The 20,949-nt window shown below is 42.7% G+C and carries 14 protein-coding genes; 2 read left to right on the top strand and 12 right to left on the bottom strand.

Annotated elements, in window-relative coordinates; translation table 11 throughout:
• Positions 1 to 244: 244 nt before the first annotated feature.
• The 5 genes from L2730_RS07760 to L2730_RS07740 form a co-directional block, all read right to left on the bottom strand.
• A complete protein-coding gene (locus L2730_RS07760) occupies positions 245 to 1,258 on the bottom strand; it encodes a response regulator (RefSeq protein ID WP_248974065.1) in 1,014 nt (337 codons plus the stop codon).
• 25 nt (positions 1,259 to 1,283) lie between these two features.
• Positions 1,284 to 6,011 (bottom strand): response regulator, encoded by a 4,728-nt coding sequence (locus L2730_RS07755; protein ID WP_248974064.1) that lies wholly within the window; start codon positions 6,009 to 6,011, stop codon positions 1,284 to 1,286.
• 60 nt (positions 6,012 to 6,071) lie between these two features.
• On the bottom strand, positions 6,072 to 7,133 hold the full coding sequence (locus L2730_RS07750; RefSeq protein WP_248974063.1) for a DUF2955 domain-containing protein: 1,062 nt from the start codon (positions 7,131 to 7,133) through the stop codon (positions 6,072 to 6,074).
• A complete protein-coding gene (locus tag L2730_RS07745) occupies positions 7,123 to 8,265 on the bottom strand; it encodes an HlyD family secretion protein (RefSeq protein WP_248974062.1) in 1,143 nt (380 codons plus the stop codon). The genes L2730_RS07750 and L2730_RS07745 overlap by 11 nt, the downstream gene beginning before the upstream one ends.
• Positions 8,266 to 8,572: 307 nt before the next feature.
• A complete protein-coding gene (locus L2730_RS07740) occupies positions 8,573 to 11,854 on the bottom strand; it encodes a S41 family peptidase (protein ID WP_248974061.1) in 3,282 nt (1,093 codons plus the stop codon).
• 375 nt (positions 11,855 to 12,229) lie between these two features.
• Between L2730_RS07740 and L2730_RS07735 the strand changes: the two genes are divergently transcribed.
• The gene (locus tag L2730_RS07735) at positions 12,230 to 12,643 is read left to right on the top strand and encodes a hypothetical protein (RefSeq protein ID WP_248974060.1); all 414 of its coding nucleotides are present in this window, start codon (positions 12,230 to 12,232) and stop codon (positions 12,641 to 12,643) included.
• A gap of 65 nt (positions 12,644 to 12,708) precedes the next feature.
• Here the strand turns inward: L2730_RS07735 and L2730_RS07730 are convergent, their stop codons facing one another.
• The 3 genes from L2730_RS07730 to purE form a co-directional block, all read right to left on the bottom strand.
• The gene (locus L2730_RS07730) at positions 12,709 to 13,335 is read right to left on the bottom strand and encodes a hypothetical protein (RefSeq protein ID WP_248974059.1); all 627 of its coding nucleotides are present in this window, start codon (positions 13,333 to 13,335) and stop codon (positions 12,709 to 12,711) included.
• Positions 13,328 to 13,882, bottom strand: a complete 555-nt coding sequence (locus L2730_RS07725) for a sigma-70 family RNA polymerase sigma factor (protein WP_248974210.1) — start codon at positions 13,880 to 13,882, stop codon at positions 13,328 to 13,330. The genes L2730_RS07730 and L2730_RS07725 overlap by 8 nt, the downstream gene beginning before the upstream one ends.
• Positions 13,883 to 14,093: 211 nt before the next feature.
• Entirely contained in the window at positions 14,094 to 14,597 is a 504-nt protein-coding gene (purE, locus tag L2730_RS07720) for a 5-(carboxyamino)imidazole ribonucleotide mutase (RefSeq protein WP_220738800.1), read from the bottom strand.
• Positions 14,598 to 15,155: 558 nt separating this feature from the next.
• On the opposite strand from purE, the gene L2730_RS07715 reads away from it, so the two are divergent.
• Positions 15,156 to 16,379 (top strand): sensor domain-containing diguanylate cyclase, encoded by a 1,224-nt coding sequence (locus L2730_RS07715; RefSeq protein WP_248974209.1) that lies wholly within the window; start codon positions 15,156 to 15,158, stop codon positions 16,377 to 16,379.
• Between the two features lie 408 nt (positions 16,380 to 16,787).
• Here the strand turns inward: L2730_RS07715 and L2730_RS07710 are convergent, their stop codons facing one another.
• The 4 genes from L2730_RS07710 to gshA form a co-directional block, all read right to left on the bottom strand.
• The gene (locus L2730_RS07710) at positions 16,788 to 17,969 is read right to left on the bottom strand and encodes a methyl-accepting chemotaxis protein (protein WP_248974058.1); all 1,182 of its coding nucleotides are present in this window, start codon (positions 17,967 to 17,969) and stop codon (positions 16,788 to 16,790) included.
• Between the two features lie 194 nt (positions 17,970 to 18,163).
• On the bottom strand, positions 18,164 to 18,781 hold the full coding sequence (locus L2730_RS07705; protein ID WP_248974057.1) for a transglycosylase SLT domain-containing protein: 618 nt from the start codon (positions 18,779 to 18,781) through the stop codon (positions 18,164 to 18,166).
• Positions 18,782 to 18,892: 111 nt separating this feature from the next.
• The gene (locus L2730_RS07700) at positions 18,893 to 19,321 is read right to left on the bottom strand and encodes a hypothetical protein (protein WP_283105676.1); all 429 of its coding nucleotides are present in this window, start codon (positions 19,319 to 19,321) and stop codon (positions 18,893 to 18,895) included.
• A gap of 2 nt (positions 19,322 to 19,323) precedes the next feature.
• Positions 19,324 to 20,889 (bottom strand): glutamate--cysteine ligase, encoded by a 1,566-nt coding sequence (gene gshA, locus L2730_RS07695; RefSeq protein WP_248974056.1) that lies wholly within the window; start codon positions 20,887 to 20,889, stop codon positions 19,324 to 19,326.
• Positions 20,890 to 20,949: the final 60 nt, after the last annotated feature.

Genomic DNA, 20,949 nt, shown 5'->3' with positions numbered 1-20,949 from the left:
AGAATTAGACATCCACTAAAAATTTTGCGCTATATAAGCTATAGCACAAGATTCAAGTTATTGATTAAACTATATCATTAGCAAGCTTAACAAATGTTGAACAGCTGACGCTTAACACTTTCACAATTTAGTCACCGACACTCTTCAAACACAGCAATACCTAAGGCTAAGTACACTTTTTAGTGCAAACAACCTTTTTAAAAATAGAAAATAATGACTTAAGTTTATTTATCAAATTACTGATTTAGTCTTTGAAGGACTGCATAACCTTTGTAATCTCATCCATATGTTCTAAAAACAAAGGCACTAATTGTGGATCAAAATGCTCACCCGCCTGCTGTTGTAAATGAGATATAGCTTCCTCTACAGACCACGCTCGTTTATAGGGTCTCTCACAAGTCAATGCATCAAAGACATCTGCAATTGCAACAATGCGCCCTATGCGAGGAATATCCTCCCCTTTAAGCCCATAAGGATAACCGGTACCATTCCATTTTTCATGGTGACTAATGGCAACAATTTTTGCCATCTTAAGCAGGTCCGATTCATTATCTCCAATAATTTCAGCACCGATTTCAGCATGCTTCTTCATCTCTTCAAACTCATCATCGGTTAGCTTACCAGGCTTACGCAAGATGGCATCTGATATACCTATTTTACCAATGTCGTGCATTGGGCTGGCAGCCATTAACATATCAGCATCAACTTCACACATACCCGCCGCTTTCGCTAAGATATGTGTATAGTGACTCATCCGAATGACATGCATCCCTGTTTCGTTATCTTTATACTCCGCAGCGCGCCCGAGTTTCTGTATTACTTTAAGTTGAGTCGCCGCCAGCTCGGCTGTTTTCTGTTTTACTTTAATCGCCAGTTCACGGCTCTGATTGAACAGCGCCAACTGGGTTTTAACTCGTTGCTGAACAATAGGCGGGTTAAATGGCTTAGTAATATAATCTACCGCGCCCAGTTCTAAGCCCTTAAGCTCGTCTTCAGCAGTAATTTTTGCGGTAACAAAAATGATGGGAATGTGTCGGGTGGTATGATCGCTTTTGAGGCGTCTGCAAACCTCAAAACCATCAATTCCAGGCATCATGATATCAAGTAAAATGAGATCTAAAGGCAAACGCTGAGCAATCTTAAGTGCTATCTCACCATTTTTAGCCACTTTTATCTGATAATCATCTTTTAACATTCCAGCCAAAACATCTATGTTCGCTGGAGTGTCATCGACGACTAGTAAGGTTTGTTGTTCCATCACATCCTTCCTATATCGTAATAAATTAATTGTCTGTAACGCTAGCAGCGACTATCGCTTGCATCTGTACCGCAACTTTTAATGCCTCATCAAATTCATAATCATCTAGCTGTTTTTCAAGTTGTTTAAGCAGAGGTGCAAGTGGCTTAGATGAAAGTGCTGCTCGCTCTGTAGTGATAAGTTCGGTCGCTGCCATATCAAAGTCGTTAAGCATATCGATAAGTGTAGCTAAAACGGCGCTAGCCTTATCAGCATCTAAAGCAACTAGCGTCTGCTCTTTAACTCCCGCAAGCAATTGTGACTGAATCTCTTTACAGACCAGTGATAATTCATCTTTTAACAATTCATAATTATCACTAACAGTAATATCTACTAGTGATTGTTTTAATGTTTCAATATCTTGCTCTAATTGCTCAGCATACTCAGCGAGCTTTAGTGCTCCTATTGCACCGGCAACGCTTTTTAATGTATGTACATGTCTTGCTGTTGTTACCATATCATCAGCTTCAACACTCACACTAAATCGCGTTGAAAAGTCTTGTTGTCCGCCAACAAACTTCTGCAGTAACTTTATATAAAGCGCTGTTTTTCCTTGAGTACGATGTAAACCCAATCGAGTATCGATATGTTCAAAGAGGTTAAAGTCAATATCGTGTCCCCCTGAAGGTGTGTCCACCACTACAGCGATTTGTGGATGCTTAGGCGTCACCCATTTAGCAATGGTAGTAAATAACTCATCAACATTAATCGGTTTAGGAATATGATCATTCATCCCCGACTCGAGTGCTTTCTCCCTATCACCTGCCATTGCGTTTGCCGTCATGGCCAGCACTGGAAGGTGTTCAAACTGTTTACTATCTCTAATTTTTCGAGTAGCACTATAACCATCCATGATTGGCATTTGACAATCCATCAATACACCATCGAACTGTTCTTGCTCGAGAAGATCGAGCGCCTCTTGACCGTTATTAGCCAGCACAGGCGTAATACCATTACTGCTTAGCAGCTCTACGATGAGCTCCTGATTTAAATCATTGTCTTCTGCAACTAACAGCTTTGCTCCTGCAAGTTGAGATAGCGCCGTTTCAACTCGACTGCGCCTTTTTGAAAAGCTAGTGAGTTTACGAGGCGCAAAGCCCAAGGCTGGCAATAACGCATCCCATAAAGTCGATTGAGTAACAGGTTTAGTGAGCACTGCGTCTATGGGCACATCCACGGCATCTAATAATAACTCCTCTTTGCCGTAAGCAGTCACCATAACAACATGGGGCGTCATGGATTTGGGCAACTGCTTGATAAATTTCGCCACACCTATTCCATCAAGCTTTGGCATTTTCCAATCAAGCAATGCTAATTGATAAGGTGAAGCCTCGCTTGCTTTGAGCATTGCGACGGCTTCTACGCCATCTTCAGCGCACTCCACTTGCACGTTAAGGCTATCTAACATGGCTAAAAGGATCTCACGAGAATTGGCATTATCTTCTACAAGTAACACTCGGACATCCTCTAAACTACCTTGATAAATGGGAGTTAAATCATGGTGTTCTACGATGGGAAAGACCGACTCAAAATAGAAAATACTGCCTTGATTCACTTCACTTGAGACACCAATATGACCACCCATTAAGTCAGCCAAATTTTTACAAATTGCTAGCCCTAATCCTGTACCTCCATATTTTCTAGTGGTTGATGCATCGGCTTGAGAAAACGCTTTGAACAAGCCTTGCTGCTGCTCTGCCGTCATCCCTATTCCAGTATCTGTGACAGAGAACTTAAGCGTGACCTCATCATCTGTCAGCTTCTCAATACTGACGCCAATGATCACGCTACCTTCCTCGGTGAACTTAACCGCATTATTAGCAAGGTTGGTAAGGATCTGCGCTAATCGGAGCGGGTCGCCCTGCAACATAGCAGGAATAGTTGGGTCTATATCAAACAACAATTCCAACTCTTTTTCAGCCACTTTAATGCCAACAAAGTTGATAACGTCCTCTAATACATCCTCTAATCGAAATTGAATCGCTTCGATATCTAGTTTACCCGCTTCTATTTTTGAAAAGTCGAGTATGTCATTAATGATCCCTAATAGGGACTGAGCTGAGCGATGGGATTTATCAATATAGTTGTGTTGCTGCTTAGTTAATTCCGTTTTAAGTGCAAGATGTGTCATGCCAATAATGGCATTCATCGGCGTGCGGATCTCATGACTCATATTGGCTAGGAATTCTCCCTTAGCACGGTTAGCGTCATCAGCAATTTCAATCGCTGAGGCAAGCTCCCTTTGCAACGCTTTCGACTCATTGATATTGAGATGAACGCCACTGATCCGACCGGCATGACCATCTTCAGTATAATGATGCACCTGCCCGATACTCATTATCCAGTCATAACTACCGTCTTTTCGTTGCATTCTAAATTCGCGTTTCAGCAACTGCGGATTCGACTTACTTTGTGCTTTTAAGCTATCCAGAATTGATTCTCTATCATCTGGGTGTATTAAGTCGAGCCAGGTTTGCTCTCCAGCATTAAGCACTGACCACTGCTCGTTATCAACACAGAGATCCAGTACATCGTAACCAAGCATATTGGCGTACATCGGGTTTACTACAACTTTATTTTCAGCAGGATAATAATCCCACATTCCCATCCTTGCGCTTTCAGCAGCCACCTTGAGTTTATCTTCAGATAGCTGGAGTCGATTTTCAGCTAGCTTTTGCTCAGTAATATCAAATAATGTGCCATCAAAATAGCAAGCATCGCCTATTTCATCGTAAACAAATTGCGCCTTAATCTGTAAATGTCTTAATTCATTTGCTACGTTCTTAATGCGAATATCGCGGGTAACAAAGCTCTGCTCTTGATAGGCAATACTCAGCTCAGCTTTGAGCGCCTTCATATCTTCTGCAACAACAATATCGACAAAAGTAAGCTGAGCCTTTTCGCCTATAAAATCTTGACTGCGGTAACCTGTCACGACTTCTACATTTGGACTCAAATACTGCAATGTATACTCAATGTCATCTTGAATATCGACCCGATAGCGGTATACAACACCCTGAATGTTTTCCAGCAAAACTTGGTATTGCTGCTGGTTTTTCAGCATTTCTAAACGGACTTTTTCTTGCTCGCTAATATCGAGTAATGAAAACCTAACCTCGGTAACTTGCCCGGAGTCGTCCTTTACAAGATCGGTCGATACTGAGACAAAGATCATCTCGCCGCTGGTATCATGCAGCTGCACCCTTTCATCTTGCGATCTAATACCACCTAATGCTTGTTTGTATACACTATCAATTGGACCATTCTCTTCATTAATGACATCGCGCCAATTAACGCTTTTAAAAGCTTCACGCTCTACACCTGCTAACAGAGCAAACTGCCGGTTGTGCTTGATAAAGTCGCCGTCGACATTAACCGATGCATAAGCCACAAATGAGTTTTCGTAGAGATCCCACAGCGCTTCTTCCCGCTCTTGTAACTCCTTAGTTCTCAGGCCAATCTTTCGCTCTAAGTTATCATTATCAACTTGCAATCTTTCATGCACCAGACGACTTATCTTGATACCACCAAAAGAGAGCAAGATACACAACAGCACAATCGCAGCCATAATCCCAATGATAATATTTTTAAAGAAGAAGTAATTACTTGCAGCTTCATCAAGGTCCATCTCGGTAATAACACCAAAACCATAACGGCTATCCCAATGCCAAGCGCCAATAACCTCCTTACCACGGTAATCTTTGTAACCTTCGTAATTATGTCCATCCATACGCATACTTAATTGGTTAGCACTGTATGTGAGAGGGTTATCATTATGGTTTTTTATTGCTGGTGATTCAGGGGTAAGTAACCTTCCAGGATCGGTTACCCGTAGATTTAATACCGACATCTGTCCAGGATCGACCAGTCCTAATGATTGCAAATCTTTCTCAAAACGACTGTGAGATAATATATATCCCTCTTGAGATACAAAATAAGACTCTCCTGTTTTGCCAACCCCAGCACTTTCAGCTAACTTTGCAAACTCGTTATAAGGGTCGATACGCAGCATCAATACTGCCAAAATATTCTCTTTAGCATCACGAATAGGGCTCAGTACAAACATAGTCGGTGTTTGAGTTTGCTCAATACCGTAGGGATTTTTCAATATAACTTCGGAGCGGATAGGCTCGGTAATCACTGTTTCGCCAGCAACTGCTCGGGCAAAAATCTTAGCCTCTTTACGGGCAACAATATTCAACGTGCCGATATTTTCATCTCTTGAAGAGGACAGGTTAGTACCATCTAGCGCCGTGATAAAAAAACCTAACGACCCAAAAGATTGACTGTAACGCTGATAAGCTTCTCTTGACCACTGAATGTTTTCACTAACAGGTGCATTTTTGTTGTTAGATTCAGAAATGAGATCAACTGTGCGTTTCTGCAAAAGAGGGTTGCTCGAAACGGCTGTAATACGCGATTCCCAACCTTTGACCCAAGAGTAAAGGGCGACATCACTCGTTTTGGTTAAGGTTCTAAGTGCTTCGCCGCTTTTTTTAACTTCATGGTCATAGGTTATCGATAAGCCTATCGCACCGACAAGTTGTAAAATAAGCGTAAAAACCAGTAATGATAGCGCGGCGTATACACGGTTTTTTCTTAATTTAAAAAAGATAGATATATCTTGATTGACAGCCCGTTTAAGCTGCAGAAACAGCCCAATAAGTAGAGAAAATAAGCCAAATAGTATTAGCCCGATAAAGATATGATCCATTACCTATAAACTCCATACTATTGTTACAAACAAAATTATTTGTATTATTCTTATATCGACTTAAAGGCTATTTCTCTTTTTCAAGAATTTCCAATCTCTAGATTCTAAATAAAAAGAAGCGAATATCATGTACACGCCGACTAAGAATAGCTGCAAAATCCGCAGATAAAAGTTAACCGCAACATCTTTGTCTGTTGATGAAACCGTAGAGCCAACCACCACTAATAAAGCCGACAAGATCCCCGCAAACAGTGGTGCCTTGGCGGGATCAGCGTAGATCTTTTGCCCAAATATTAGTGCCGCTAACATCGACATACCTATGTAAAATGGCAATTCAGGAACAATCGTCAACAAGTTATAGAACACGATAGCCAATACGCCACCTATACCATTGGTGACCAACAAAAAAAGACTCACTTTAATACTCTTTGCCCCTGCGGCTTGTAGCGACAAGATAGCGATAAATATCATCGTCAGTAACGCACCTGAGATCTCTAAAAAATAGAAAAAACAGATAACAGGAAACGCTAGAATGAGCGCTCGGAATGCCTCATGAGTGCGTTCATCATGACTTTGCTCTGCATTGGCTAGCGACTCTTTATCAGGAGAAAGATCTGGCAATAAAACATGCAGCAATGCAAAAATAGCAACCGCCACAACCCCTGAAAAACTGAGTCCAACCCCAACCATCAGTGATGCGCCCGGCTGCAACAGTCCAAGATAGGGTAACAACAGCGTGGCGACAATAAAGATAGTGGCAAAGAAATTCCACTTAGGGCTACTAAAAAGGTAATAGCCCCACAGCATCATCATCGCCAATAATGGCAGTAACACCGCAGGGTATTGTGTTGGTCCGAAACTGACTAACCAAGCTATCGCGATAGTACAAATCATCGAGATGAGTAACTCGTACACGGTTTGTACTGTAGGCTCTTGTCTGTCGACCAAAAACTTAGCAACAAACACAGGCACAATAAACGCTAACGGCCAAGCCCAGATAGAAGAGACTGCGACCGCAAGACCTATTCCTAAGGTGAACCTGAGCACTCGTCGAGTATAGATAGCCTCTTCAAGTGCTGCTTTTTCAGCGTTAACAATAAGCTCCTGAGCCTTATCTGACATAAGAGAACCAGCTTACGACTCTGATCCAAGCGCGGCCAAATAAGTTAATTATTGAATTATCTTTGGTATAAACGATGACATCGGCTTGGCCGCCCACACGTCGTAGCCCGACCGCTTCATCTTTTGATAATACTATGGTGACAGGGAAGCGTTGTGACTGCCTAAGCCAGCCAGTTTGGCCTGAGATCTGAGCAAGTTTACCCGTTTGTTCACTCTGTCCCCAGTCAATACCGTAATCAATGCTGCCCACCTTTGCTTTAAACACTTGGCCTGGCGCATAATCTAGCGCGAACTCGACCTCATCACCAGCAGTTATATTGCCTAAACTATTCTCTCTGAAATACGCTTCAATCCAGACATCTTCAGAAGAGATAAAGGTCATAATAGGCTGGCCTGCACTCGCATATATCCCCTCTTTCAACCTAAAGTTAGAGGCGACACCGTCAGTAGGCGCTGTAATGGAGGTGCGCTGCAAATTTAACTGTGCCTGCTCTAAACTGAGTAATGCCGATTTAACATTGGTGTTATTCTCCCCCTCTGCACCTAAACGCTCTTCAGCTTTGGCCAAATCCGCTTTAGCGCTAGCAACACCTGCCTCTGCTTTAGTCAACTCTGCACGAGCATTGTCAGCATCAGCTTGCGACATAACCTGCTTATCAACCATGGTGAAAATACGCTTCGACTGAACTTGTGCATTTTTATAATTGGCAACGGCGTTGGTCACTTTAGCTTGTGCAGCAGTGACATTGGCAGTTTGAGCGCCAACATTTTGCCCGGCTTTCTTTAAAGATTGTTCAGCTTGATTCAATGCAATCTCATAGTCTGTAGCATCTATTTTGGCTAACACATCTCCCGCTCTAATTAGCGTGTTGGGAGTTGCTAATATCTCAACAATTTCACCAGAGACTTGCGGACTAATTGGCACGACATAGCCGCGAATACGGCCTAAATCAGTGGAAGGAATAAAACGGTCGGCTATTAAGTGGAATACAAATAGAAAACTAACAACAATCAAAATGATGTTAGTCGCCTTACGAATTTTACTATTCTTTTTGTCCTCAGCGGGGTTGGATTCTGCCTTGGCTTTTTCACTTGCTGATACTTCTTCAGGCGTACCCTTTTGTTCAGTCATATTGTTCCCTATCCCTAACCGATGCTTTTGCTTAGAACACATACTATTTTTTAATCAGTTTAGTGTTAAAAACACGTAAAATTCAATATCTTTTGGAAATAAGCTTAGTATCTAATTCGCCACATCATCAAATATTCAGATTGGGGCTGCGATCAATACCTGAATTTTAAATTTAACGGTAAGAGTTTTTTCGAAGGGAGCTGACGGTAAACTTTGTACTACAGGAATAAAATGAGCGTTATCAACCTGGGAACTGCTTGGCCAATAACGCTCGAAACTCATCAATATTTTTTATACAAGTGTGAAACTAGTGGGCTCTTTTTACATCCTCTGCCATACCGCTTACAGGTAGAGCTTTAGGCTTGAAATCCTCAACCGCTTGTTTGTTTAACTCTTGCTTGAGGTAGTCCAGCGCCTTTTGAAGTTGCGCATCGTTACCGGTAAAGGTTGCGTATGGTAGGTTATCGACTTCGATATCAGGACTGACGCCACGCCCTTCAATAATCCAGCTACCGTCCATTGCATATTGTGGATACTCAGCAACTCGAGCCATTCCCTTATCAGTAAGAGAGTTACGGCCAGATAACCATACGCCGGCGCCAGTAGTTTGCTTACCGATAAGCGGAGCAATACCGAGTGCTTTAACTCCTGCAGAGAAAGTCTCGCCATCTGAATAAGTCAGCTGATCGGTCAGTACGACCAAGTGACCATTAAAGGTTTGCTGCATATTTCCTGATGGCGTGCCATGGGTTGGTGCCCAAAATGCCCATGTACGTCTAAGAAGTTTCTCAATAATCCAACTGTCGATATTACCGCCTCGATTACGGCGAACATCAATAATTAGTCCCTGTTTATCATAATTAGCGTAGAATTCACGCGCGAAGCTAGCGATATCACCACTGCCCATCGCATAGAGATGCAAGTAACCGAACTTGCCATCACTTGCTTTGCTAACTGCATGGCTATTGTGGTTGACCCAGTCTTGGTACCTTAATTTTGCATTCGCTGATGCCGTGACAGGTTTTACAATTGTCTGATGTGTTTTATTGCCACGTTTAAGCTCTAGTAGCACCTGTTTAGCACTTTGGTTACGGATAAGGCGAGTGACATCCGCTATGTTAGTCAACTTTCTACCGTTTATCGCGACGATAATATCACCGACTTTGGCATCAACCCCCATCTGCTTTAACGGCGCTGCTTGCTTAGGAAGCTCTGGGTCGCCTTGATAAATATGTTCTATCACCACGCCAGCTTTTGTTTGCTCTAAACGCGCACCTAAGCTTGCTGATTTTGCCTTGTTGGGATCTTTAGCAAAGTCGCCGCCACGCACTTGAGAGTGCAGCGAATCTAACTCCCCCATCATCATCTTGAAGATATCATTGAGCTCATGACGATCAGTTAGACGATCGACCAATGGCTGGTATTTCACTTTAGCTTGCTGCCAATCGACACCACGCATTTTCTTGTCATAGAACGAATCTCGGTGCATTAACCAGGCATCTTCAAACATCTGCTGCCATTCCGCAGTGGGTTGAATAGCAAGCTGCCAATTGTTTACCTGCACTTTGGCATTATCGAGTTCTTTAGGTAGCTTGTCGCCCGCATCAACAATCAACATCTCTTTACCCTGTTTCGATTGTTTGCGGATAAACAGCTTTTTACTGTCATCAGACAAGGTATATGAACCCACATCCTTTGAGAATGTGTCTACCTTAGGGCTTAGCGGATTAAACTTAACCACTTTCAAAGAAGACTTACGGTTACCCAGATTTTTATCAAGCAGATAGAACTTGTCCTCACCAAGTTGCAGTGATGAATAGTTACCCGATGCGACAGGCACTTGCCATAACCTTGCCGATAGGCCATCCCAGTCAACTCGTGTTTTAATCTCGTCATCATTGTCTTTTTCAGGCTCACTCAGTAACTCATTTGGCTTTTGGAAAGCAAAACGTGCTTTAGCGTTTAGGGCAATGGCAAACACTTCAGTGCGCTTATTAAACATTGGCCCCATGTTTCTGTCACCCCATGGAGAGCTTGGTGTAGAGACAAATTTGCGGTTTGAAAGAAAATAAAGCCAGTCGCCATCTTTACTGAAACTGGGCGAGAATGACTCATACTTATCTGTGGTGAGTGCTTGCGCTTTGTTTTTATCTAAAGAGTACAACACGATTTGGCTGCGGTTTTTACCCATCTCAGCTTTGGTAAGCGCGATAAATTGACTGTCTCCCGACCAAACGATGTCGGCATATGGTCCAAGCCCTTCCCCTTGGGTAATGATTTTCTTATCGCGCCCCTTCTTTAAATCTAACAGCCAAACATTACCGTCATAATCGTCATGAGCCAAATAACGGCCGTCAGGCGAAAGGTGCAGACCCATGCGCAATGCTTTGCCGTTTTCGGTTAACTGCTTACGCTTATCACTGCCATCTGCAGCAAATTGCCATATCTCCTGCTCACCGCTAATGTCACTTATGCCGTATACCCACTGGCCATCTTTACTCATAATGGCATTGCGCACTCGACTGTCAGCAGGAATCGTCAGCTGCACCAATCTCTGCCCATCCGTTGAAGCGATGGCCACTTGGCTGCGGGCAGTGATCACTACTCTGTCGTTTTGCGGGGTGAATTTTGTCGATGTTGCATACTTCATCGGATCGCTGACCCAATGCTCTCGCTTATGCGAAAAATCTGAAATCAATTCAATATCAACAGCTCGCTCTTTATTCGATGCGATATCGAAAAGCTTAATATCGGCGCCCTGCTGGAACACAATACGTCCTTCATTAAGCTTGGCGCTTCTTACTTGCCACTCTTTATAATGCGTGTGTTGCTGCAGATCTTTACCATCAACTGACATTGACCAGATATTGTCGTTACCATCACTATCGCTGATAAAGTAAACACGAGACTGCCACAACATGGGCTGCCTTACTGAGCCTTCATGAGTTGTCGCTAATTGCTGCGCTTCTTGTTTCTCGCCTAACTTAAAACGCCAAAGCTCTCCCTTAGCACCGCCTCGGTATACTTTGGCATTATCACCTGTGGTTTGCAGGCCAAAGCGAGTGAAGTAAACATATTCATTTTGCTCATCAATCACGCCTTCAATGGCATCAGCAAGAGGCAAGTCCGTTGTCACAAGACTTGCTGGGTCTACCGTACGTAACACCCAGTAATTAGCAGGGCCAAAAGCATTATCAGTGGCGTACAGGATTTTGCCATCGGCTGTCCACCCTTGCACTCTTACTCGAGAGTTTTCAAAGCTGACTCGCTTTGCTTGGCCACCATCAATTGCGATAACGTAAACCTCTGATGAACCTTCATAGTTCGCCACATAAGCGACTGATTGACCATCAGGAGAAATAGTCGCGCCCAACTCTTCAGCGGGTAAACTGGTTAATCGTCTGGCCTTCGATTCTGTCAGGTCTTTAGTCCAAAGATCGCCCTCAGCAGTAAATACTAATGTTTGATGATTCAGCGCCGGTGCGCGAAAATAACCAGCTTTATCACTAGAGTCAGAGGCAAATGAGGGGGCGATATTCATTGTGCCCAAAGCTAACATGCAACATGCAAGTGAGTGACGAAGTTTCATCAAAGAGGCCATCCTATTGTAATTATTCTAAATGGGAGCGATTCAGCCAAACAAAGTAGCAAACTTTTGACAGCTATTCAGCAAAATAAACACAAAGAATTATTAGCAAATGTGTCTTATACCATTTATCTCTGCTTGAGTGCTGCCTACAATCAGCTACGCTTGATAGGTCAACACTCTTTTCCAACTAACACCTTGTATTGGCAAGGGACTGCTGAACTCTAAAGCTAAGTTTTTGTTCGGACTCAGTGCCTCTAGTACAGGGGTTAAACAATGAAGCTTAGCGGGCTAAGTAAAAAGCTCATCGCACAGTAATAGATGCATTCAAATAAGAACAACCATGAACGTTCAACAGTCCCTAGAAAGAGGATAATAATGACCTTCGAATATCAACGTCCCTCTTTAAGGGATGACCCCCGAGTCCACAAAGCGCTATTGGATATGCCAAGCAGGTATGCCAATAGTTACAGTGAATCACAGCTCATCTATTTCCGACTAGCACTTATTGGCAAACCGTGGCAGCAACACTTTATTGATAATCGTGGCACGTTTTATTTTCCGTTTATTGGCTGGCGTTTTTTCTACGTATTCCTTTTGGGCAGAAACAAACGCGCTTTGAACCGCAAGGAGAAACAAGTATCTATGGCCGTTTTCATCCTGTCTTTAGCTGGCTTTATTATGCTGTCTACGGTGCTTGGGTTGCTGCTACTCTATTTACTAAAATCAGCATTAGGCATTGATCTATTTGAAGGCAATTCTCTTGGGATCTGGGATTGGTTCAATGAATAATGCCTACTGCATGAGTAGGCATTATTAAAGATTAAAGCTATTTTCTATTAATGAACTGGATGATGCTACTCTCTCGGATCATCCAGTTGTTTTTGCAATTTGTTAAAGCGATTTTGCAATGCCTCATTTGACTGCAGCAGGGTTTCATATTCACTTTCTATCTGCTGTAGTGCTTGTTCAGCCTGAGCAAACTCTTCTAGCTTAAGCATTTTTTCAACCTCATCGAATTTAGCAATCAGCGCTTCAGCATTAACCCCAAAGTTTTTTAGGTTTTTAGCGCCATTGAAATCCGATGATTGCAGCTTGACTGGCAATGTTTCATCTGCCCGAGTACTTTCTTCAGCTGACATATTATCTGACTCTTGTTCTGGCGTAGCCATTCTCATCATCGCAGGAGCTTGGTGATCTTCTGGTGTCGACATTAAGGTAGGCATAGCCTCATCGCTCAAGTTACCCGTCTGCATTTGTGGATTAATCACAAACAAAGTGACCACCAATAATACTGAAGCCGCAGAAGACAACGGCCAACGGTGCTTGCGCCAAAATGACTGGCTTTTCACCCGTGGCTTTGCGTTGCTTGCAGCGAGTTCTAGAATAGCGTTATCAAGCGCCTTTGACGGCTGTTCCTGCTCAATATGTTGATAAAGCGCATGCAGCTCTTTTTGAGTACGGTCTTCACCCTCTTTAGTCATACTCCACCTCCTGCCACTTCAGGTCGACACAGGCTTTAAGGCCTTTATTTGCGTAACGAAGACGGCTTTTAGTTGCTTCCACTGTGGCACCTGCGATATCGGCAATCGTTGCTGCAGTGAAGCCCATTTCAATATTAAGCAAGAACGCTTCTTGTTGAACTTGCGGCAAGTCTTTCACACAGTCTTTAAGTAACAGTGCTTTCTTCTGCTGTTGCAGTAGTTGCTCTGGCGATTCAGACAAACAACTGGCGACGGATTCAGTTTCTTGCCCATCCTCAAAAGTGTCACTAAAACTACTTTCAGGTTTCTTGGCTCTTACATGGTCGATAATCAGGTTGTGCGCGATGCGATATAACCAAGTGGTGAACTTTGCTTTAGCTTGATAGTTGGCCGCCGCTTTTATCACTCTGCTCCATGTTTCTTGATACAGATCTTCAGCCAGTTGATTGTCATAGATTTGCCGCACAAAGTAGCGATATAACGGGCCTTTGTGTTTGCTGTATAGCAGTTCAAAAGCACGAGTATTACCGCTAGCATACTGCAGCATGAGCGCTTGATCGGGATCTGCATTTAAAGGTTGATCTGTTGGGTGGATGGGCTCTAACACACCAAGGTCCTTTACAGAGTAATGAAACAATAAGTCTGCATCGCTGCGGGGAATTTGTCTATAGCGGACGACATTACAACATTAACCTTGGTATTAACAGACACAAAAAAACCGCAGTGAAAACACTGCGGTTTTATTTGTTTAGTGTCGCTTAAGCTAGTTTAGCTTGTAGCGCAGCATCTTTAGCCTGAACAGCTTCAGCAGATTTAGCACGCTCTTCTTTTACTGCTACCGCTAATGCATCATCACCAACAGCTAGCATTTGCGCTGCTAGGTAACCCGCATTCTTAGCACCAGCACTACCGATAGCAACGGTAGCAACTGGAACACCACCAGGCATCATCACTGTAGAAAGCAATGCGTCATGGCCTTGTAGTGGACCATTGTCAATTGGTACACCAATCACTGGACGAGTTGTGATACCAGCAACTGCGCCAGCTAGATGTGCAGCAAGACCTGCCGCACAGATAAATACTTTACAACCACGAGCTTCAGCGTCAGTCACGTAAGCGTGTGTAGCAGCTGGAGTACGGTGGGCTGATGTCACTTTAGCTTCAAACGTAATGTTGAAAGTCTTTAATACATCTAGGGTAGATTGCATTGTAGGCAGGTCAGAATCAGACCCCATTAATACTGCAACAAATGGTTTGCTCATTTTTAGTCCTTCAGTAGGGCGGTACATTATTATATTTGCGCGCATTATAATGAAAATAAGCGCAAAGAGTAAACAGGCTTCCCCCAAAGCCGATGGCCTAATTATCTCTAAGCTTTGTTTTGACTGCAAATAACTTATTAGTACATATGTATAACAAATAATTAAGATTGCTAGCCAATCTCTTGTTTAGCTTTGGATCTCTGTGAATATACGGTGCCACACAGAACTAAGAGCCTCTATGACTGATAGACTGTGGATATTATGTATCAGTTTGTAACATCGATAGCTGTTCACACAAATAGTTTTATCAGTCAAAATGATGATGTATACATTTGCGTTATTAAGCGTAAATAGCACTACAGTTTAGTCGCGTAAATTTGATAAACTCGCCCGATAGCTTTCAATAAATACACCTACTCGCCGTAGCAAGATTAAGCACTTGTTAGAGTTGTACTTTTTATCTACTATTTAAGTTATTTACCATGAGCTTTATCAGCAAAATTTTTCTTTTGAATGCAGCAAACAAATGGTTTGACTCAGTTGAATAGGATATTCATGTTGCCCATCAAAGACAGTTTAAAAAAGAAGAAAATTGATTCACTCGATTGGAAGACTCACTTAGCTCTGCTAGGCGTGCCTTTAATGCTGCTGTTTATCTGTTGGTCGTTTTTTTTTAGTATCACCGCGTCACCAAACGCTGTGGCAAACCTGCTCCTTGTTGGCATCATCTACCTGCTTGGCTACAGTCTCAATTACTATTTTCATCAGGGACGACTCACAAGGCTTTGGGAGCATCTGCAGCAAGTTGTACATGTGAACGAAACAACCTTCGAATTAGTCAATATTTCTGGTCAGTATCAAGATGAAACCGCTTTTTTAAACGCGCTACTTAATAAAGCCGTAAGCAGTGTTGATGGCGCAGAAATGGGTTCAATTATTCGAGTCGAACCAAATAGCGGTGCACTATCATTTGAATCGAGTGTGGGAATTGATATCAATAAGCTTAGAAAGCTCAATATCAATTTAAAGCAATCATTTGAATATCGGTTAACCAAAGGTAAGTGCGACAGAGTGGTCGTTATTGATGATATGGAAGCTATTAACTCTCGCAGTTCATTAAGCTCGTCAGCTCAAAATATCCTGCTCGATGCTCCCTCAACACCGATTCGCTCAACCCTATCGAGCCCGATCCATATTGATGGCCAACTATACGCTATGCTCAATTTAGATAGCGGAAAAGTGAAAGCGTTTAGCCATTATGACCGCAATCTAGTGGCGATATTGACTCACGAAGCTGCTAATGCCATTTCTCTTTACCAAAAAACTCATAAGATTAATTTGCTGGCTAACTTTGATAGTTTAACGGAGTTGTACAATCGCCAACGTTTTGAAACGCTTGTCAACGAGTGGCAGTTGAAGCCCCACTTTGGTTGTTACTTGATACTCATCGATTTGGATAACCTTAAAGCGATTAACGACCAGCATGGTCATACTGCAGGCGACGCAGCACTGCAACAATTTAGCAGCCTCCTCAAAGCCCAGTGGCATGAGAAGCAGTTAGTGGCACGTTATGGTGGCGATGAATTTATAGCGCTGTGTCACGGGCCTTTAGAGCGTATCGAAAATGAGATAAATATTATCGAGACTGCACTGAGTGAACGAGGAGATATTAGTTTTAGCTATGGGATCGAGCAGTATCATGGTCAGTTAAACAAGACTATTAAGGCTGCCGATGAAGCTATGTATAAACAAAAGCGCGCAAAGGTTAGTAAGAGCCTATAGCGTTTTTATAGGGCTTACTTTTTTAATAAAGAATTAGGCTTTCTTAGCCTATACCCATTCCACTTAAAAATGCTCGTTTCAGAGGTGTTGTGCTAGTTCAATTCTAGGCGCGTTAACGTGGAAATGGTTATTCCCTTTTAAGTTGCCGCAACAACGAAGTGGGATTGCACAACCCCTTCTTCGATGGGCGTTTCTTATATAAAAAGCATGGGCTTTACTCTGTGTTATTGATTTTACCAAGGGAGTGACCATTAGCTGCAATCAATGCCTCGCCTACATGGATGTAGGCGCTTAGGTTCAGCATGGAGCAATGAACCTGTGACTAAAGCCCATTAAACTCCCACTGAATCCTGCCTTTCCAGGTCGGATGGGGATAACCCTTTTCCGATAAGATTTCTAGCTATCGTCCTATACACACACTCGTTTGAGGATTTTATCCAGCTGAGCTGACGTGCTTTTCTGCTCTCTTGCTTGTTCGGCAATTGTCTTCAAATTACTATGCACGTCTTGGCTGAGCCTTGATATTTCAGATGCTCGGTCATTAATACTTGAAGTTGATGTTTGTTGGCCTTGAATGCTGTCATTAATATTCCCCGTCAAAGTATCAAGTTGCTGAAAAGCCTCACCGATATCGGTAAATGCTTGCGATACTCGCTGACATTGCTGCAAGCTTTCTTGGCTCACTCGCTGACTCTCTCCAATTGCTGTGACGGCACTACTGGTTTTACCTTGCAGGCCTTCAACGATGCTTTGAATCTCGACGGTTGACTCTTGGGTTCTATGTGCCAACGCTCTGACTTCATCAGCCACAACTGCAAAACCTCGACCTTGCTCACCCGCACGCGCAGCTTCAATTGCCGCATTAAGTGCTAACAAGTTTGTTTGCTCAGCAATACTTTTTATCACTTCCAGCACATTACCGATTTTTTGACTGTCTTTATGCAACACATCAAGTTCGCTAACCAAACTTTCAATACCGTGGGTAAAATCTCCCATAAATGTTTGATTCTTTATGGCGTCATTAGTCCCCGTTTGCAATAATTCGTTCACCTTCATCGAGGTGGATTGTAGCTCTTTAGCATTGCCAGTGAGCTCCTGAGCTGTAGTATCTATTTCACTCAATGATTGAGTTATTTTTTCGTTCTCGCCACTGCTTAGCTCTACAGATGATTCTGCTAACGTCATTTGTTCTGCCAACTGCTCAGAGCCTTGACGAAAAATAGTTGCGTCACTACGAACCTTATCAAGTACGCCTTTAAGACCTTCAATAAATTCACTTAAGTTATTAGTAATCAACGCCAATCCATCGCCATTAGCATCGACTAGACGCTCTTTGGGCGCTTCTTCAGTACTGACCACTAATGCGAGATATTGCCTTAGCCTTGTTAATCGCTTACTCAGTGCATTTTTAATCACATACCAACTACCAATCACTTGAGCGAGCGTTATGCCCAAAAGTAACATAGCGACATCCCACTTAGAGATTGAAGCATCTGCAAACAATATAAATAGCAGTAATGCAGTAAGACCAACCGCAACAACAGGGAAAATAAGCTTCAATTGTAACTTGTGATCATCATTATCTTGCATAAAGAGTTCCATTCAATAGACAGAGCCAAGGAGTGTATTATTAACTGCCGCTGCAGAGTAAATTTAATTTAACAAAATATCTACATTGTTATCGGACAAGATGGAAAAACATGAAGGGCTTATTTGCAACATTAACGAAAAAGCCAGTTGCGATTGCAAACTGGCTCTATTTATTACTTATACATGAAAGTTGGCTACCCGAAAAATAGTCGCCACAACCAAGAGGAATCAAGGTCCTCTTGACACTGGCGATATTGGCCCGCATAACGTTTTGAGCGGTCATCGACCTTTTTAGCAACTTTAATCAGCCAAGCCTTTTGATTATAAGTTTTACGTTTATAACCGCCCCAACCCTCATGGTAATTTAAGTATTGGTTACGCGCATCCCACTTAGATACACCATTGATTTTATGTGTTTTATAGATAAACCAACCCATAAAATCCATCGCATCGCTAAAGTTGCTGCGGCTTGACCAAGAGTTACCCGTCTCTCTTACATAATCATCCCAAGTCATGGTTTTTGCTTGAGCGTAGCCATAAGCGCTGCTCGCTCTTCCTATGGGAATAAAGCCTAGAAAGTACTCCATTGGCGGCGCCGCATTATGTTTGAATGAGCTCTCCTGATACATCATTGCCAGCGGCACGTGCACCGGCACGCCCCACTTCTCTCGGGTATCTTTAGCAGCTGTATACCAAGAACGATTTTCTTGAAATATCGAGCAAAGGTTTTCAGGATCTTTCGGGGGAGGCGTCGCGCAACCTGTTAACAGTGTAGCCAAGATAACAGTTGCAAATAATGCAGGCCAATTCATAAAAATTCATACCAACAGACAATAATAGCAATGCGCTAGTGTCACATTGATAGCATCAATATGCAATTAACCAATCGTTAAATTGTGTTAGAAATCAAGCGGGGACAGGGCTTATTGAGACTCAGGGAATTCACATTCATAAGATTCTTGGCTGATAACCTCTGGTTGCCAAAAATCAGTGTTGTTTCCGTTATAGATTTTATCACGATTAAACTTTGCCCCGATATGGTACCTAGTATTAGCCGCCACTGTCACAGTCAGATCTTTTGGGGTACGAGCAGCAAGAGAGACATTTAAGTCAGGAGAGTCGATTAATTCAGCCAAAGTGAAGCGATGCTCACCAACACTTAAGCGGTAATTAGGCTGGGAGATCACAGGCTTGCCATCAAGATGGGTTACAACAGCTCGGTACAGGCCAAGCTCAGGCTCTGGTGCCAAAAAGCTTGATACCGTGCCGCATTGGTTACTGATATCTAGCTGCGAAGCACAGCCAGATAACAGTGATATCGATATTAAAGCCACTAACTTAAGACTTTTCAAACTTATGACTCAAAATAATCTGCTAGAAACTCATCAAAGCTCACTTCACCAACCGCTTCACTCGCAGCTTGTTGCTGAAGAGATGTTTTAGCATCTTGCTCGTAGCGTGCAAGCACAGAGTCACTAATCGGGTAGTCTTTGAGTTCTTGATGGTACTGCTGGGCAAGCGACATCACCCACTGGCTGTGATCAACTTGTTCAAGCTTAAGTTTAGCCATAATTCGACCAGATAAAGTCTCATCTGGATTCACAACGGCTTTATGCCAGTGCGCTAGCGCCTGTTGATAGTCACCATCGGCTCCATCATCAAGAAGACAGGCAATTGAACTCATATTGCCAAATAAGCTTTCTAACCAGTTTGACAGCAATACTTGGCTACCATTTTGACTCAATTGCAAGCCTGGCTTGCGCCCTTCAAGCACCACAGCTTGTAGGTTGGCCGCAATTTCGGCCTCTTCTGTAGCGTCAGTGCTCGCAGAAGGCTGTAATAAACAATTAAGTAGGAACATATCCAAGAAACGAATTTGTGTTTTCTCAATCCCTACAGCACTGTATGGATTAACATCCAGTGCTCTAACTTCAATATATTCAACCCCTGCACGTGCTAAAGATTCAGAAGGCTTCTCATTTCCTTTCGCCACTCTTTTGGCGCGAATAGGAGAATAAAACTCATTTTCAATCTGTAATACATTGGCATTTAGCTGACGATATTCACCATCAACTTTTACGCCTATTTTGGCAAAATTATCAGAAGGCATATTGATGGCAGCGTTCATACCTTCAAGGTAAGAGGATAAGTTGTTGTAGCTGATATCCAAATTGTCTTGTTCTTGATTGGTATAACCCAAATCACTCATACGAAGAGAAGTAGCATAAGGTAAGTAAAGTGTACCTTTACCGACTTTTTCAAATGGAAGTGACGTCTGTTGATCTTTGATAAATGAGCCACACAGCGCGGGCGATGCACCAAATAAGTAAGGCAGTACCCACACCAAACGACGATAATTACGGATCAAGCCAAAGTAAGACTCTGAAATAAATGCATCTTTCGTCAGGCTTTTATCAGATAAATCATAGAGACGGCTCCATAAATCATCTGATACTGAAAAGTTAAAATGCACACCCGAGATAATCTGCATTTGCGCGCCATATCGATAGGTCAATCCTTTACGATATAAGCGTTTCATTTTGCCATTATTAGAGCTGCCATAATCTGCGATTGGAATATCAGCGAGATCTCCGACATAACATGGCATGCTTACAGGCCATAAACGCTGTCCATTTAGATGACGAACGCTATATGCATGGGTGTAAGTTAAATCTTCAACGAGTGAATCAATATTTTCAAAAACTGGAGTAATAAACTCTAGTAAGGACTCACTATAGTCAGTCGTGATCCGCGAATGCATTAATGCAGAGCCTAATGCTTGTGGATGACTGTCTGCAGCTAAGTGACCTGTCTTTTCAATTCTAAGCGCCTCGCGTTCAATGCCTCGTTGCATTGCTCTAAGTGCTTGACGACTTACTGGATCAGACAGATCCCCTACTAATTCATTGAATGATTTCAATATATTATTCTCTAGTACGTGACTTAAACTCAAAGTTCAAGATAATCAGACCCGTGCTAA

The organism is Shewanella kaireitica (assembly GCF_023284045.1).
GTDB classification, from domain to species: Bacteria; Pseudomonadota; Gammaproteobacteria; order Enterobacterales; family Shewanellaceae; genus Shewanella; species Shewanella kaireitica.
Note: the sequence above shows the minus strand (reverse complement) of the source record. Positions and strands in the feature narration are given on the sequence as shown.